10 protein-coding genes are annotated in these 16,718 nt (G+C 39.2%); 8 read left to right on the top strand and 2 right to left on the bottom strand.

Annotated elements, in window-relative coordinates; all coding sequences use genetic code 11:
* Window positions 1-56: 56 nt before the first annotated feature.
* Window positions 57-3,458, top strand: coding sequence for a polysaccharide lyase family 8 super-sandwich domain-containing protein (locus KI375_RS01495; protein WP_212971774.1), 3,402 nt, complete (start codon window positions 57-59; stop codon window positions 3,456-3,458).
* Window positions 3,459-3,574: 116 nt separating this feature from the next.
* The gene (recQ, locus tag KI375_RS01490; protein WP_212971773.1) at window positions 3,575-5,710 is read left to right on the top strand and encodes a DNA helicase RecQ; all 2,136 of its coding nucleotides are present in this window, start codon (window positions 3,575-3,577) and stop codon (window positions 5,708-5,710) included.
* A gap of 245 nt (window positions 5,711-5,955) precedes the next feature.
* On the opposite strand, the gene KI375_RS01485 is transcribed toward recQ, so the two are convergent.
* Window positions 5,956-7,305 carry a YjiH family protein gene (locus KI375_RS01485; protein WP_374706789.1) on the bottom strand — a complete coding sequence of 450 codons (1,350 nt, stop codon included), beginning with the start codon at window positions 7,303-7,305 and terminating at the stop codon, window positions 5,956-5,958.
* Window positions 7,306-7,496: 191 nt separating this feature from the next.
* Between KI375_RS01485 and KI375_RS01480 the strand changes: the two genes are divergently transcribed.
* Both KI375_RS01480 and KI375_RS01475 read left to right on the top strand, forming a co-directional pair.
* Entirely contained in the window at window positions 7,497-8,354 is an 858-nt protein-coding gene (locus tag KI375_RS01480; RefSeq protein ID WP_212971771.1) for a Cof-type HAD-IIB family hydrolase, read from the top strand.
* 233 nt (window positions 8,355-8,587) lie between these two features.
* The gene (locus tag KI375_RS01475) at window positions 8,588-10,207 is read left to right on the top strand and encodes an FMN-binding glutamate synthase family protein (protein ID WP_212971770.1); all 1,620 of its coding nucleotides are present in this window, start codon (window positions 8,588-8,590) and stop codon (window positions 10,205-10,207) included.
* A gap of 63 nt (window positions 10,208-10,270) precedes the next feature.
* On the opposite strand, the gene KI375_RS01470 is transcribed toward KI375_RS01475, so the two are convergent.
* Complete coding sequence (locus KI375_RS01470; RefSeq protein WP_212971769.1) at window positions 10,271-10,825, bottom strand: hypothetical protein; 555 nt, start codon at window positions 10,823-10,825, stop codon at window positions 10,271-10,273.
* A 161-nt stretch (window positions 10,826-10,986) separates the two neighbouring features.
* Here KI375_RS01470 and KI375_RS01465 point away from each other — a divergent pair, with 161 nt between their 5' ends.
* From KI375_RS01465 to KI375_RS01450, 4 genes are all read left to right on the top strand, one after another.
* Complete coding sequence (locus KI375_RS01465; RefSeq protein ID WP_212971768.1) at window positions 10,987-11,670, top strand: response regulator transcription factor; 684 nt, start codon at window positions 10,987-10,989, stop codon at window positions 11,668-11,670.
* Window positions 11,671-11,672: 2 nt separating this feature from the next.
* A complete protein-coding gene (locus tag KI375_RS01460; protein WP_212971767.1) occupies window positions 11,673-12,674 on the top strand; it encodes a sensor histidine kinase in 1,002 nt (333 codons plus the stop codon).
* A 671-nt stretch (window positions 12,675-13,345) separates the two neighbouring features.
* A complete protein-coding gene (locus tag KI375_RS01455) occupies window positions 13,346-14,029 on the top strand; it encodes an ABC transporter ATP-binding protein (RefSeq protein WP_212971766.1) in 684 nt (227 codons plus the stop codon).
* Window positions 14,026-16,626, top strand: coding sequence for an ABC transporter permease (locus KI375_RS01450; RefSeq protein ID WP_212971765.1), 2,601 nt, complete (start codon window positions 14,026-14,028; stop codon window positions 16,624-16,626). The genes KI375_RS01455 and KI375_RS01450 overlap by 4 nt, the downstream gene beginning before the upstream one ends.
* Window positions 16,627-16,718 lie beyond the last annotated feature (92 nt).

The raw sequence follows: 16,718 nt of genomic DNA, 5'->3' as shown, positions 1-16,718 counted from the left end.
AGGAGGGACCAGGCGTTTTAAGTAATCTGTAAATATGGGAAAACGGGAGGACCTTGATGAATAAAATTTTCTCTATTTCTTTGGTATGTATATTATGTAGTTTGTTCTCATTTGTTATTCAGGAGGCGAATGCAGAAGAGACTCAAAAAGAAAACTTGCTTAAAAATAGTAGTTTTGAAAAAATAATTGAGACTGAAGAGAATATATGGAGAAACAATGTGGAGCCTGAGGACTGGGATGTATGGATTCCAAGTGGAAATCCTTCATTAATGGTTGATTCAGATATATATTATGATGGCAATCAGTCTATCCGAATAGAAGCTGAAGCAACTAGTCGAGCAGATGTTTTACAAGATGTGCCTATTAAGTCTGGAACGAATTACAAGTTCAATGTTTGGACTAGAACCAATCAAGTAAAGGCTTCTGGTGGAGGAGTATATGTTAGAACGCAATATCTAGATTTGAATGGGAAAAAGATCAGTGATGGGCCAAGTACAACTAGATTAACGGGTAACCATAACTGGACTTTATTAGGAATGAATATAGCGGCCCCTGAAAATGCAAAAACATTACGGATTGAGCTTTTTCTTGAAACAGCGACTGGAACTGTTTGGTTTGATCAGACAAGTCTTAAAGAGACTGATGAAATATTTCTAACAGGATTTGAATTAGAGCAAGATTTTATTTCTTTGAAAAAAGGGGATAAAGCGCAATTAACTCCCATTTTTAAACCAGAAGATGTTACAGATAAAACGGTACATTGGGAATCGTCCAATCCTAGTAACGTATCAGTCGATGAAAAAGGTGAGATACATGCAAAAGAATATGGCAATGCGACTATTAAGGCAACAACTCGTGACGGGGATCATAAAGCGGAAGCCTTTGTTAGTGTGGAGTCAGATTCTATGCTAGAAGCATATGACACTATTCGTTTGAATTGGTTGAATAAACTTACGGGGAACCTTCAATTTAACGCTAATGATCCCGATATGGTCGACCATATTACAGATTTGGAAGATCGTCTTACAAACTCCGAACAGACGGGCCGTTGGGATACAATGAATAAAACAGCGGATCGTACCTACTTATGGGAGCATTTACAAAGCGCAACAAACTCTAGTCAAATCTCAACAGCCTATGGGATTATCAGAGATATGGCTCGGGCTTATTCTACGGAAGCATCCAATTTGTATCAAAATGAGCAGCTAAAGGAAGACATTCTCGGGGCTTTAGAGTGGATGTATGATAATCGCTATAATGAACATAAAAATGAATACGACAACTGGTGGGATTGGGAAATTGGCACTCCTCAAATTTTAAATAATATTGTGGTGCTGATGTATAAGGACTTACCACAGGCTCATATTGATCAATATATGAGGACAATTGATCGTTTTGTCCCAGACCCAACGAAAAGAGAAGCGAACAAGAATGTGACTGAAACAGGTGCAAATTTATTAGATAAGGCTCTTGTTGTGACAGTGAGAGGGATCATTGGTAAAAATGGAGCGAAGGTGAGTCAGGGCAGCGAATCAATGGAAAATGAGTTTCTTTATGTAGAACAAGGAGAAGGCGTTTACGAAGACGGCTCCCTTGTGCAACATACGAATATTGCTTATACCGGAAGCTATGGTGCGGTTTGGATGAACCGAGCTGCGGATATGCTGTATTTACTCAACGATACGCCATGGGATTTGGCAGACTCTAATATTCATCATGTCTATGATTGGGTAGCAGATTCCTTTGAACCACTCATCTATCAAGGTGCAATGATGGATATGGTTCGCGGACGAGCTATTTCTAGAGAAAATGAGCGTGATTATCAAAGTGGCAAAGGAACTGTCCTTAGCATTCTTCGTTTATCTGCTTCAGCGCCAGCGGAAAAACAAAAAGCGATGAGGGGAATGGTCAAGGAATGGTTGGAGAATTCAATCAATGATAATCTTGTGCAAGGATTATCCGTTTATGAAATTGAGCTAGTCAAATCACTGATGGATGACTCTTCAATTCAACCAAGAGGAGAGTTAATTAAGAATCAAGTGTTTGCGGGAATGGCACGGGCTGCTCATCTTCGCGCCCAATTTGGTTTTGGTATAAGTATGTTTTCAGACCGAATCTCGGCATTTGAATACGGCAATGGCGAAAATAAAAAAGGGTGGTATACGGGTGCAGGGGTGACTTATTTATACAATGCTGACCTGACTCAGTATAATAATGATTATTGGCCAACAATTGATAGTGAGCGCTTGCCAGGTATAACAACAGATCATTCAAAAGGCACATTAGGTGCATGGAAATCCTATATGAACCCGAGAAAATGGGTTGGAGGCGCCTCATTAGATGACTTATATGGAACGGCCGGTATGGAATTTGCTATGTCAGGCTTAACAGGAAGTACATTACAAGGCAAAAAATCTTGGTTTATGTTTGATGATGAAATCGTTGCTATAGGGTCAGATATTAGCAGTTCGGATAACCGCCAAGTGGAAACAATTATTGAGAATCGGCTACTAAGAGATAGTGGGGACAATCAGGTACTCATGAACGGAGAAGAAAAATCAAAACAGTTAGGTTGGTCGGAGCAAGTCGACCAAGTGAAGTGGGCTCATTTAGAAGGCAATGTGACGAATTCGGATATTGGCTATTATTTTCCAGAAGCGTCTAAAGTGTCTGCTTTACGTGAAGCTAGAACAGGTTCGTGGAATGATATTAATGATAGTGGTTCAAAAAAATCAATTACGAGAAACTATCTCAGTCTATCATTTGAGCATGGGGTTAACCCTAAGAATGAAGCATATTCTTATGTTCTTTTGCCAAGTAAATCTGTAAAAGAAACAGAGGATTACAGCCAACAACCAGATATTATGATATTGAATCAAACATCAGCAGTGCATGCGGTAAAAGAACAACATCTCGGTATTACGGCAGCCAACTTCTGGGAAGGCAATGCAACTACCGACATTCTCCGTTCTCATCAACCCGCTTCTGTGCTGGTAAGGGAAGAAGGAGATGAATTGACTCTTTCGGTATCAGATCCAACCCACGGGCAGGATAAAATTGTGATAGATCTTGGAAAGATCGGCTTATCTGTCATTGACCAGGATAAGACAGTAACTGTTGCTCACATGTCACCCTATACAAAAGTAGAATTTGATGTATCAAACTCAATTGGGAAAACCCATACGGTGAAGTTTAAATATAAGCAAAATATTGAAGTGAAGGATCTGAAAAATCTGGTTGAACAGTTTGAGAAGGAAGGAGCATTTAAGAGTGACGATATTGTTCGTTCTTTACAATTGCATTTAACCGCAATTGGTCAATTTGAACAAAAGGAAGCAACCGAAAAAGTTGAGAAACATCTGGAAGGTCTCCAAACATTATTAAACCATCATAAAGAAAATAAAACGATCAGCGCCTATGCATACAACACACTTGATGCGGCCGCAAATTCATATTAAGTGCCTGGCACGCCCCGGAATATGTCGAATCTAACTTACCGACAAAAACGGGGAGGTGCCAGGTACTTCCTTTTTTTGATATACTGTTCTTATCATTCAATTGGGGGAATTTTTCATTGTTAACCAAAGGGAAAGAGATATTGCAAACTCATTTTGGGTATAGTCAATTCCGAGTAGGTCAGGAGGAGATTATTCAAAAGGTTTTAACGGGAAAGGATACGCTAGCGATTATGCCGACAGGTGGAGGGAAATCGATTTGTTATCAAGTCCCTGCCATGATGTTACCTGGGGTTACGATCGTTATTTCCCCGTTGATTTCCTTAATGAAAGATCAGGTCGATGCCCTAGAAAAGGCAGGGATTCCTTCAACCTATATTAATAGCACTGTTTCGAATGAAGAGATGAACCAGCGGCTTGCAGATATTTATAATGGTGAATACAAACTAGTCTATATTGCACCTGAGAGGTTAGAAGTAGCTTCCTTTAGAAGGATTATGGATGGAATCCATATCTCCTGTCTAGCGATTGATGAGGCACATTGTATTTCTCAATGGGGTCATGATTTTCGACCTAGCTACTTACAAATTAAAAACTTAATTCATGATATTCAGCCAAAGCCAACTGTGCTGGCTTTAACGGCAACTGCGACTCCACAAGTTCAGCAAGATATTTGTGCACTTCTTCGTATTGAACAAGAAAACGTGGTGATGACAGGCTTTGAACGTGAAAACCTCCATTTTCAAGTGGTAAAAGGTCAGGATCGCGATCGTTTTTTATTGGAGTATATAGAAAAGAACCGTGGACAATCAGGAATCATTTATGCGGCGACAAGAAAAGAAGTCGATCGCTTGTATCAGTTGTTAAATAAAAGGGGGATTACTGCAGGAAGATATCATGCAGGTTTATCAGAAGCAAACCGAAATGAGCAACAGGAGCGGTTTTTATATGATGATGTGACAGTAATGATTGCGACCAATGCTTTCGGAATGGGAATTAACAAATCCAATGTTCGTTTTGTCATCCACTACCATATCCCAAGAAATATGGAATCGTACTATCAAGAGGCAGGAAGAGCGGGAAGAGACGGAGAAGAAAGTGATTGTATTCTCTTATTTTCACCACAGGATACGCATATTCAATCTTTCTTGATTGAACAATCAGATATGGATGAATTACGAAAAGAGAATGAATATGGAAAGTTAAGGAAAATGGTCGCTTATGGGCATACGGAGTCTTGCTTACAGCAATACATACTTCATTATTTTGGGGAGGAAAACCCACCGGAATGTGGAAAATGTGGAAATTGTATTGATGAGCGTGAACACATTGATGTGACACGAGATGCTCAGATGGTTTTTTCCTGTATCCGTAGGATGAAGGAACGATTTGGCAAAACGATGGTTTCCCAAGTGTTAACAGGGTCAGCGAATCAAAAAGTGAAAAATTTTGGCTTTCAGAATCTATCTACCTACGGGATTATGAAAGAAAAATCACAAAAAGATGTGAATGAGTTTATTGACTTCTTAACAGCAGAGGGCTATTTAAAGCCAACGGATGGAACCTATCCCATCCTAATGCTGACTGAAAGAGCGGGTGAAATACTCAAAGGCAATGAGCTTGTTTACCAGAAGGAAAAGGTTCAAATCTCTAAGGTTGTGGAAGATAATGAATTGTTTGAACGGCTTCGTCAATTAAGAAGGGATATTGCGGAAGAGGAGAAAGTTCCTCCCTATATTATTTTCTCTGATGTGACATTAAAAGAGATGAGCGGGAAATTACCGTTAAATAATGAAGAACTGATGCAAATCAAAGGGGTCGGGGATCGAAAATTAGAAGCTTATGGCCCTCAATTCCTAGAGGTGATTCAACAATACTGTGACGAAAAAGGGATCGAAAGAAAAACGTTCTCCATGCCTATCATTGAAAAGAAAGTTACTTCACAATCCTCCAAAGAAGCAAGTCATCATACGACCTACCAATTATTACAAGGTGGGAAGGAAATTGCGGAGATTGCAGCAGAGCGGGGTCTTTCTGAAAGAACAGTAGAGGGACATATTATAAAATGTGATCAAGAAGGGATGGCCGTTTCATGGGACCAATTTATTCCGACAGCTTTTGAAACACTGATTAAACAAGCGGTTCAACAAGCCGAGACCACAAGGTTAACTCCGATTAAAGAACAATTACCTGAAGAAGTTAGCTTTTTTATGATTCGAGCTTATCTACAAAAAACTCAAAGCGTAAATGATTGAAAGAGACAGGGGACTGGGACATAAACGTTAAACTCAAAGAACGAACGATACTTTACCTTAGCGGAAGAAATATACGTAGACTCCTGCGGGAAGTGAGAGCTCGGCAAGACCCCAGAAGGCGAAGCCTGAGGAGACTTGCCACTCGCCCGCGGAAAGCGAAGTATATTTCCGAAGCGGGGGTTATGCGCCCTAGTCGTTCGTTTTTTCTTTGGTAAAAATATTTATGTCCCACCCTCATTCTTTTTCTAAAAAATAAGATGAGCGATCCCTGCAATGATAGGTAAAGTAATAATCGTCCTTAAAAGGAAGAGCACGATTAAATCCTTCATGTTAACAGGGATTTTGGAACCGATCAGCAGTCCTCCAACTTCAGACATATAAATAAGCTGTGTAACAGAAACACCAGCAATGACAAAGCGGGTCAAATCAGATTCAATCCCCTCTGCCAGGATGGATGGAAGAAACATATCGGCAAAACCAACAACAAAAGTTTGGGAAGCTGCCTGAGCTTCAGGAATGCCTAGTACTTGTAATATTGGAATAAATGGAAGTCCTAACCATTGGAAAATGGGTGTGTATTCCGCAATGATAAGTGCCAAGGTTCCGAGCGCCATCACGACCGGTGTGACTCCCATCCACATATCGATAATGTTTTTACAGCCATCTGAAAGAAACTGTTTCACGCTACTACTTTTCTTTGCCTGAATCTGTGCTTGTTCCAAACCATAGCCTAATCGGCTATACCCATCTGGGATAAGCTCGGACGTATGATCCTGTTCTTTTCCATTTGCATACGTATTTTCTTTCTTAGACAGTGGCCAGATGCGTGGTAAAATAATTGCTGCGACAATCCCTGACAAAGTAATTGCAAAATAATACGGAACAAAATAGTTCATTAATCCCACTTGTTTTAAGACGACAATACTAAAAGTGATTGAAACAACGGAGAAGGTTGTACCAATAATCGCTGCTTCCCGTTTTGTATAATGGCCTTCTTCATATTGTTTACTAGTCAATAATACGCCAATCGTCCCATCCCCTAGCCATGAGGCTAAAGCATCGATAGAAGAGCGACCAGGTAATTTAAAGACAGGACGCATAATTTTTGTCATTAAGGCCCCAAATAGCTCTAACAGACCAAAGTTTAATAATAGTGGTAATAATAAGCCAGCAAATAGAAATACTCCGAAAAGAACTGGCAATAAATCAAATAGCAAATTGGCCCCCGTAGCCTCAGACCAGACTGCCTCAAAACCGATCTGAAAATAGACCATAACAGAGAAGATAAAAGCTAATATTCTAACGATCACCCAGATAGGATGGACATCAAATAAATTTGTAAAGAAGGGAGAGTTTTTTATAAACCCTGGTTTAATTGTTTTTGCAAGGATGGTGCCAATGAAAGTAAATAAGAGAATCCAAACCATAATAGCTGGAATAATCGGCCCGATTAAATCCTGGATAAGATCCGATAAAACAGCAATTGGAATCGTCACACCTTCAGAAGAAGGAATGGGAATCATAAAAAGAAAGACCCCAATTAAAGATGGAATTAAAAATAATAAAAAATTGCCTAACGAAAAAGTTTTCTTAATCAAAACATTCACCTTTCATATCTATAAATTCACTTGTCTATTCTAATGTATGTTTATAATAAAAGCTACATAATCATACTAGCAGTATATGGAAACCCAGGAAGGTAGCGAGCCTTTCAGTTGAATTTTTGCATTGGGGCTATAAATTCGCTATGATTATTTTGACTAGAAGGTTTAAAGGAGCTTGAAACATGGTAAAGTGTATTGCATCAGATATGGATGGAACATTATTAAATTCACAAGGAATAATTAGTGAGAATAATAAGCAAGCGATCCAATTAGCAAAAGCAAAAGGAATTGAATTTTTAATTGCAACAGGCCGATCTTGGGAAGAAGCGCGCTATGTTTTAGATAAAGAAGACATCGATTGTGCGGTTATTTGTGTGAACGGGGCAGAGATCCGCTCAAGGAAGGGAGACATCCTCTACTCTATTGGGCTTGATGGGGAAACAGCTGAAAAGGTGGCCCAAGTATTTGACGAAGTTGGCATGTATTATGAATTGTATACACCTGAAGGAACGTTGTCAGCTGATGAAGCATTGGGTGTTCAATCCCTTGTCGATATATATCATACAGCGAATCCTTCAGAGGATATAGATAAAATTCGTGATTCTGTAAAAAGAAGATTTACACATAGTTCCCTGCGAATTGTCGATCAATATAAAAAAATCTTTCAAGCAAAGGACTGTCAAATATACAAATTCCTCGCTTTTTCTATGAATGAAGACTTATTACTCAAAGTGAGCGAGCGATTGAAAAACATTGAAGGAATTGAAGTAACTTCTTCCGGGCGCCATAACATTGAAGTAGGTCATCGCGAGGCACAAAAAGGAATTGCTCTGAAAAAGTGGACGGAAATATTAGGGATCTCCCTTCAAGATACAATGGCGATCGGGGATAATTATAATGATCTTTCCATGTTTGAAAGAGTTGGACATTCCTTTGCGATGGGAAATGCAGAACCAGCGATTAAAGAGGTTTGTCGGTATACGACAGATACAAACTTAGAAGATGGCGTAGCCAAGGCAATAAAAACGTTAATAGAGTGAATCTAGCTTCATACACAGGATACTAAAGGAATATAATTAGACATACATTTTTTAAACAAGGGTCTCCAAATGGAAGGGATCGGGAAATTGAAGTAAGGGAGCTCGAAGCTTTCAGCATACTCGTAGGGAGCGGCTCTTTAGCCGCTCCTTTGCAAAAAGAGCGCTTACCCTCTCTTGGCTAAGAATTGTATCCCATCCTTGAGTGAGACAAGTAGAAAGGTAAGGTGACTTATATGAATCTAGCAGAAATATTAGCTGTTAGTGTATTTGTCGTTTTTGCATTAATGTTAATTGTGGCTGTTTTAATGGTGGTGTGGATTTATTTTCTAGATGCACGTCAAAAAGAGCATTCGGTGTTACGGAATTATCCTGTTCTGGGAAATGTCCGCTATTTTTTCGAAAATATTGGACCTGAAATGCGCCAATATTTATTTGCAAACAATCGCGAAGGAATGCCTTTCTCGAGACATCAATATCAAAATGTTGTAAAGTCGGGAAAATATAAAGATCGTGTTCATGCTTTTGGGTCTGAGAGAGACTTTGAAAAACCAGGATTCTACATAAGAAATGCAATCTTTCCAAAATTGAAAGAGGAACTGCGCATCGATCAAGATCAAAAAATACAAACAAAAATGTATAAGATCGATCATGAAGGATTATTTAATCGCAAAGAACATCGGGAGGACGCTGTTGTTGAACCATATATGCTAGCAGAAAAGGATGCTGTATTCGTAGGTGAACATACATGTCGACAACCATTCAAAGCGAAAGGTTTAATCGGACAGTCTGCTATGAGCTATGGGTCACTGGGAAAAAATGCCATTACCACACTATCGAAGGGATTAGGGATGGCAGGAGGGACATGGATGAATACAGGTGAGGGCGGCCTCTCTCCGCATCATCTAGCTGGTGATACGGATATTATCATGCAAATCGGCCCTGCCTTTTTTGGAGTTCGAACGATGGAAGGAGTCTTTTCTTGGGAACAATTTAAAAGGAAAAGTGAAATCAAACAAGTAAAGGCTTTTGAGCTAAAATTAGCCCAAGGTGCCAAAACACGTGGGGGACATATTCTAGGCGAAAAAGTAACACCTGAAATCGCTGAAATACGAGGGGTTACACCTTGGAAAACCATTGATAGTCCCAATCGCTTTCCAGAATATGATTGTCCAGAGAGTTTATTGAAATTCGTTGAGGAGCTGCGAGAAGTGGGAGGAAAACCTGTTGGAATCAAGATTGTCATTGGGTCCAAAGAGGAAGCAGAAGAATTTGTTCGCGAGATGGCTAAACTAAGAACATTTCCTGATTTTATCACCATCGATGGTGCGGAAGGAGGAACAGGGGCAACCTTTCAAGAGCTGTCCGACGCAGCAGGATTACCGCTATTCTCTGCGTTGCCATTATTAGATTCGATGTTGAAGAAATACGGAGTTCGTGATCGTCTCAAAATTATCGCCTCTGGCAAACTAGTAACCCCGGATATGATTGCCTACGCTCTTTGCCTAGGTGCAGATCTCGTGAATACAGCTAGAGGGATGATGATTTCAGTCGGCTGTATTATGGCACAGGTTTGTCATAATAATACTTGTCCCGTTGGTGTTGCGACTACAGATCCAAAAAAAGAAAAGGCATTAGTGATTGAAGAAAAAATGTATCGAGTGACAAATTATATTGTTTCATTAAGAGAAGGTTTGTTTGATCTCGCTGCCGCAGCTGGTATTGCCTCGCCAACAGAGTTTTCAGAAGAACATCTGATGTATCGTAATTCATCTGGACAATTAATGTCAGGGGAAGAGTATAAGAAAAGTATGCTTGTCTTACCACCAGAATTAGTACAAGAAGGAGCCTCTTAAGAGAAAGCTGTCTCAGTATCACAGCATGCATGATCCATGAGACAGCTTCTTTTTTTAGTGTTCTTAGACAGCCACTGGTTCGGTTGCTTTCAGTTGGTGGTAGATCAACAAATCACGGTTATACTGTGCGGTATATGTTAATAGACTGTGAAATTCTACTTCTTCCATGATTGTCGGATCTACAATTTGATATGTTTGATTCAAGCGTCGCGCGTGAATCCAAGCTGTTTCTTCAAAAATATAATTCATTTCATGGTCTTCGATATCCCATTGAAAGAGCTCAATATTTTTACTTCTTTTCGAGTAGGAATGAGCTTTTTTTATTTGATAAATGTGATAGGATTTTGAGATAGAAGCATATAAAGAATCACGGTCAAGAGAGTGTCCTAATTCATGAAGTGTTAGAGCTTGAATAAAGGCTCTAAATGGAAGCGATTCGTCCATCTCTTTATGAGATTGAATGGAACGTGTGGGGTTAAAAGAAATAACATTGTCTAAGAAGTTATAACTCATATTTATCCCTGTAGATCGTTGTTTAATCGGCATGAATAAATGGACTCTTTCCATTACTTCTTGTATCCAGGCGTTTATTTGTTTACAAAGATTTGTATGATTCAATTTTTCCCCTCTTTTAAATAGTGTGCGGCTTTCACAATAATGAGCCACAATGGTTTTTTATATTCTACTCTTTATTATAATATAAAATGGTCTTTTTGCACTAAGTAAAATCAAAAATTACTGGGGAAATATGTCATAAATAATGAAGTGAGATGGGATATATGAATATTTTAATTGTTGAAGATGATAAAACCATTGCGTCAGGATTAGAATACTCACTTAAGCAGGAACAATTTACAACAACACTTTGCTATGATGCCACCTCTGCGAAAAGTATATTGGCAGAAAAACGTCATGACATTGATTTATGTCTGTTCGATTTGTCCTTGCCAGATGGGAGTGGCTATGAATTATGTGAGCTGGCTAAGCAAGGTGCTGATCTTCCCGTCATATTTTTAACGGCGATTGATGATGAAGTCAATGTCGTGATGGGGCTTGATATGGGCGCAGATGATTATATTACAAAACCATTCCGGATACGTGAATTACTATCTCGAATTAAGTCCGTATTACGGCGGTATCAGAAACAGCCAAAGTCAACTTCATTCGTAGATATTGAAAATATCCGTATTCATCTTCTTGAAGGAAAAGTATATAAAAACGGCGAGGAAGTTGTTCTAACGGCGTTGGAATACCGATTATTATTAATCTTTGCCAATCACCTTGGGCAAGTTTTATCGCGTAATCAGCTCTTAGAGCAAATCTGGGATGTGGCTGGTGATTTTGTGAATGATAATACGTTAACTGTTTATATCAAAAGACTGCGAGAAAAATTAGAAGATGACCCACAAAAACCAAAAATGATTAAAACCATTCGTGGTTTGGGATATAAGGTCGGGGATTAAAAATGCTTCGAAATCGTGAAATTCAAATTTTACTCAGTGTAATGGGCTGTATCAGTGTCATCGCGGTTATAATCGGGAGCTTTATTTCTCTGGGTTCAGCGCTCATCATCCTCGTAACAGCCCTTCTATTAATAGGATGCAGTTTTATTCATACGCGTTGGAGATATCGGGAACTAGAGAAATTATCACAGTATTTACGAAAAATTAGTGCAGGTGATTACACTTTAGATGTTCGCGATAATCGAGAAGGTGAATTAAGTATTTTAAAAAACGAAATATATAAAGTGACCCTGATGTTATCGGAACAAGGGTCGCTTTTACGAGGGGATAAAGTCCGCTTGACGAATGCCGTTTCAGATATCTCTCATCAACTAAAAACGCCAATCACTTCTATGACCGTAATGGCAGATTTATTAAGTGATGATGATTTGCCTTTAGAAAAACGAAAAGAATTTGTTCATAATATTCAAGTCCAGCTAGAGCGAATTGAATGGCTCGTATCTTCGTTATTGAAACTAGCGAAAATTGATGCGGGTACGGTGATCTTTAAGAAGGACCCAGTCGATGTAGAAGAATTGATTCAAAAGGCCTTAAAACCTTTGCTCATCCCATTGGACATTAAAGCCCAAACCGCTTCTGTTACAGGAGAATCACAGGTGACCTTTAAGGGCGATCTTAATTGGTCGGTGGAAGCACTAATTAATATTTTGAAAAATTGTGTGGAACATACGGGGATTGGGGGAGCCATTACAATTTCTTATGGAGAAAATGCACTTTTCACGGAAATAGTGATTGCCGACAATGGGAAAGGCATTATGAAAGAAGATTTGCCTTATATCTTTAAACGTTTCTACAAAGGTAAAACGGGAAATGAAGAGAGTGCTGGCATTGGCCTGGCCATGGCCCATAGCATTATTACCAGCCAAAATGGCTCCATTGATGTGCAGAGTAAGGTAGGAAAAGGGACTAAATTTCATATAAAAATGTACAAGCAGGTTATATAAAGAGGATTCCTGCAAAAAGAAATGTAGAGGAAGCCCATAAAAAGTGTGAGGAACCCATAAAGGAGTAGAGAGGCCCATAAAAGGTGTGAGGAACCCATAAAGGAGTAGAGAGGCCCATAAAAGGTTTGGGGGACCCATAAAGGAGTAGAGGAAACCCATAATGAAGTGAAGAGACCCATAAGAAGTAGAGAGGCCCATAAAAGGTGTGAGGAACCCATAAAGGAGTAGAGAAGCCCATAAAAGGTGTAAGGAACCCATAAAAAAGTAAAGAAGTCCATAAAAGGTGTGGGGGACCCATAAAGGAGTAGAGGAAACCCATAATGAAGTGAAGAGACCCATAAGAAGTAAGAGGCCCATAAAAGGTGTGAGGAACCCATAAAGGAGTAGAGAGGCCCATAAAAGGTGTGAGGAACCCATGAAGGAGTAGAGGAAACCCATAATGAAGTGAAGAGACTCATAAGGAGTAGAGAGGTCCATAAAAGGTGTGAGGAACCCATAAAAAAGTAGAGAAGCCCATAATGAAGTGTAGAACCCCATAATGAATCATAACTACCTCATTCTTACGTTTCAAACCGCAAACGAAAGTGACGAATTTGTCACTTACTAGTCACTTGAGAGTCATTTTAGATAGATAGACTAGACTTAACAGTTAAATTGATGGAGGTTTTACAATGGAAATTTTAAAAATCGAGCATCTATCTAAAAGGTATGGAAAAGGGGAAACAGCTGTGAAGGCGTTGGACGATGTTTCTTTTTCCATTAACAAGGGCGAGTTTGTGGCGATTATTGGACCATCGGGTTCTGGGAAGTCGACTCTTTTGCATCTGCTTGGGGGAGTGGATCGCCCATCAAGTGGGAAGGTTTTCGTTGACAATACCGATATTTATGATTTGAATGAAACGCAATTGGCGATTTTTAGACGTAGGCAGATTGGCCTCATTTATCAGTTTTATAATTTAATCCCAGTGCTTACTGTTGAAGAAAATATTACGTTGCCATTATTACTAGACGGTCATAAAGTAGATCCGAAAAAATTGGACGATGTTGTCAAAAGCCTAGGATTAGAACAACGATTAAAGCATTTACCTAATCAGCTTTCTGGTGGACAGCAGCAAAGGGTTTCGATTGGGAGAGCTTTAATTTGTAATCCCGCCCTTATGCTGGCGGATGAACCAACAGGGAACTTAGATAGTAAGAATAGCAGTGAAATCATCGATCTTTTAAAAATGTTTAATAAAACATATAAGCAAACGCTCGTTGTGATTACGCATGATGAACAGATTGCCCTACAGGCGGATCGGGTGATCGCGATTGAAGATGGCAGCATCACCAAAGATGAGGTGGTTCGTCCATGAATATTGTCAACAAACTGACAATCAGGCATTTAAAGCAGAATAAACGGCGAACCCTTGTAACTATTTTTGGTGTAATTATTTCAGTTGCCATGCTTACCGCTGTAGCGACGATCGGTGTTTCATTTATGGATTTGTTGAAGCGGCAATCGATAGCTGATGAAGGAAACTGGCACGTTTTTTATTCTGACTTGAATGAAAAACAGCTCGAAGCAGTGCAACAGGATCCGAACACAAAAGACGTTGTTTTATCAAAGGATCGTGGTTATGCTCTTTTGGAAGAAAGCGAGGATCCGTACAAGCCTTATTTATTTATAAAAGAATACAGTGAGAAAGGTTTTGAACAATTCCCGATTGAATTAAGTTCCGGGCGTTTCCCGCAAAAGGCGAATGAGATTGTGGTGTCGGATGAAATAAATCAGGAAGCTGGCTTGGACTATAAAATTGGGGATATTCTTAAGCTTGATATAGGAGAGCGATATGCTTTTGATGAAGAAATCGATGATCCAATGGATCAATCATTTTCCTTTATGACTGATGAAAACGGGGAGCCAGCAGAGGAATTTAAAAAGACAGGAACAATGGAATATACCGTGGTGGGTACAATGAAACGTCCTACATGGGAACGACCTTGGTCACCAGGATACACGGTCCTTTCCTATCTTGATAAAGAGAAAGTAAAGGAAGTCAATGCATTTATCGTATTAAAAAAACTAAAGGGTTCTCTTTTTGATGATACAAAGAAGTTCGCGGAAGCTAATAAAATTGATGATGAGCAATATGGATTCAATTATAATCTCCTACAATATTCAGGTGTTATTAAAAACGGAGGCATGCGTACGACGCTTTATTCTTTGTCAGCGATTATTATGGCGATTATTATCGTTGGATCTGTTTCCCTCATTTACAATGCTTTTGCCATTTCTGTATCGGAGCGTTCGAGACATTTGGGGATGCTGTCAAGTGTTGGAGCCACAAGACAACAGAAGAGAAATTCCGTCTTTTTTGAAGGAGCGGTAATTGGGCTGATCAGTATTCCCTTAGGGATTATCGCTGGGCTTATTGGGATGGGGATTACCTTTATGTTCATCAATAAGATGATTCAAGGTGCTCTTAGCATAAGTGAGAAACTAGAGGTGACGGTTACGGCTGGTTCCATTCTAGTTGCTGTGCTTGTCTCCATTTTAACGATTTTTATCTCTACTTTTATTCCGGCAAGAAGAGCGTCACGTGTTTCGGCCATCGATGCAATTCGCCAAACAGCGGATGTTAAATTAACGGGAAAAGCAGTTAAAACATCCAAGCTTGTTCGGAAGTTTTTCGGATTTGAGGCGGAAATTGGCTTGAAAAATTTGAAGCGCAATAAACGGAGATACCAAGCGACCGTCTTTTCTCTTGTCATTAGTATAGTTCTATTTTTAGCTGTCTCTTATTTTACAGATAATCTGAAGAAGTCTCTTGCACTTTCCCAAGATGGCTTGGATTACGACATATCGATTGACTTAGGCCATGAGGGGGATGAGCAGCTTGTCCAATCGATTATAGCGATGGATGAAGTGACGGAATATAATGTCATAAAGGATGCCGCTAGTAAGAGAATCACCTCTTGGATAGACAAAGATATGGCAGCCGAGCTTCTGAAGACAGAGGAAGAGTTTAAAGAGCAGTTTAAAGATGGTAAATTTCCATATTATGTTATCCTATATGCTCTAAATGATGAGAGCCTAAAAACTTATGCTGAGCAAGTAGGAGCGAATTATGAACAGCTGAAAAATAGCTTATCTGCGATTGCGATCGATACGATTCAATATGAGGATGCTGAAGCAGGGAAGTATGTTGAGACAAAAAACATTTACGCAAAGGCTGGGACCAAACTAAGTTTGAATATAGGAGATTGGGAGACAGAGAAAGAAGAAAAGTCAGACCAAATTACCATTGCAGCATTGACAAATCAACAACCAATGGGAGTATTCTCCGGTGCTGGTGGAATTGATAATCTGGTTTTGGTTATCTCAGAATCTACCTTGAATCAATTGGGCGATGGGATCCTAGTAGAGGGGGAAAATAATGAGTCTCTTCACTTAAGAAGTAATGATCCTGTGGACACCCAGAAAAAAATTGAAGAAATCGAAGAGGTACGACATGCTATCTATAATGTCTATCAAAATAGACAGGGAGAAGAGCAACTAATCATACTTATGTCCGTCTTTACGTATGGTTTTATTACCCTGATCACATTGATTTCCATTGCCAATATTTTAAATACCATTTCGACAAGCATTTCACTGAGAAAACGTGAATTTGCGATGCTGAAATCAATGGGAATGACGCCAAAAGGTTTTAATAAAATGATTAATTATGAAAGTATCTTTTACGGAATCAAAGCATTGTTATATGGACTTCCGATTAGTATTGCGATTATGTATCTCATGTATCGGGCATTGATGAATAGTTTTGATTATGTCTTTACGCTTCCATGGTTAAGTCTGCTATATGTAGTGATAGCTGTTTTCCTCATTGTAGGTATTTCGATGCTATATTCTAGTGGCAAAGTGAAAAAGGAAAATATTATCGATGCGTTAAAGCAGGAAAATATTTAAGGAAAAGACTCCTAGTCCAGTGACTAGGGGTCTTTTTAAAAGAGAATGAAACTAATTATATTACAGTACGTAATGATTAATAGGTGGTGATT

Origin of the sequence: Bacillus sp. J14TS2, assembly GCF_018333015.1 — a bacterium.
Classification (GTDB): domain Bacteria; phylum Bacillota; class Bacilli; order Bacillales; family Bacillaceae_C; genus Lederbergia.
This window is presented reverse-complemented; position numbering and strand designations above follow the sequence as displayed.

Excerpts from the sequence above, each read along its gene's own strand:
- KI375_RS01455 (WP_212971766.1), top strand. The coding sequence starts at position 13,346 with ATGGAAATTTTAAAAATCGAGCATCTATCTAAAAGGTATGGAAAAGGG.
- KI375_RS01480 (WP_212971771.1), top strand. The coding sequence starts at position 7,497 with ATGGTAAAGTGTATTGCATCAGATATGGATGGAACATTATTAAATTCA.
- KI375_RS01460 (WP_212971767.1), top strand. The coding sequence starts at position 11,673 with ATGCTTCGAAATCGTGAAATTCAAATTTTACTCAGTGTAATGGGCTGT.
- KI375_RS01475 (WP_212971770.1), top strand. The coding sequence starts at position 8,588 with ATGAATCTAGCAGAAATATTAGCTGTTAGTGTATTTGTCGTTTTTGCA.
- KI375_RS01495 (WP_212971774.1), top strand. The coding sequence starts at position 57 with ATGAATAAAATTTTCTCTATTTCTTTGGTATGTATATTATGTAGTTTG.
- KI375_RS01450 (WP_212971765.1), top strand. The coding sequence starts at position 14,026 with ATGAATATTGTCAACAAACTGACAATCAGGCATTTAAAGCAGAATAAA.
- KI375_RS01465 (WP_212971768.1), top strand. The coding sequence starts at position 10,987 with ATGAATATTTTAATTGTTGAAGATGATAAAACCATTGCGTCAGGATTA.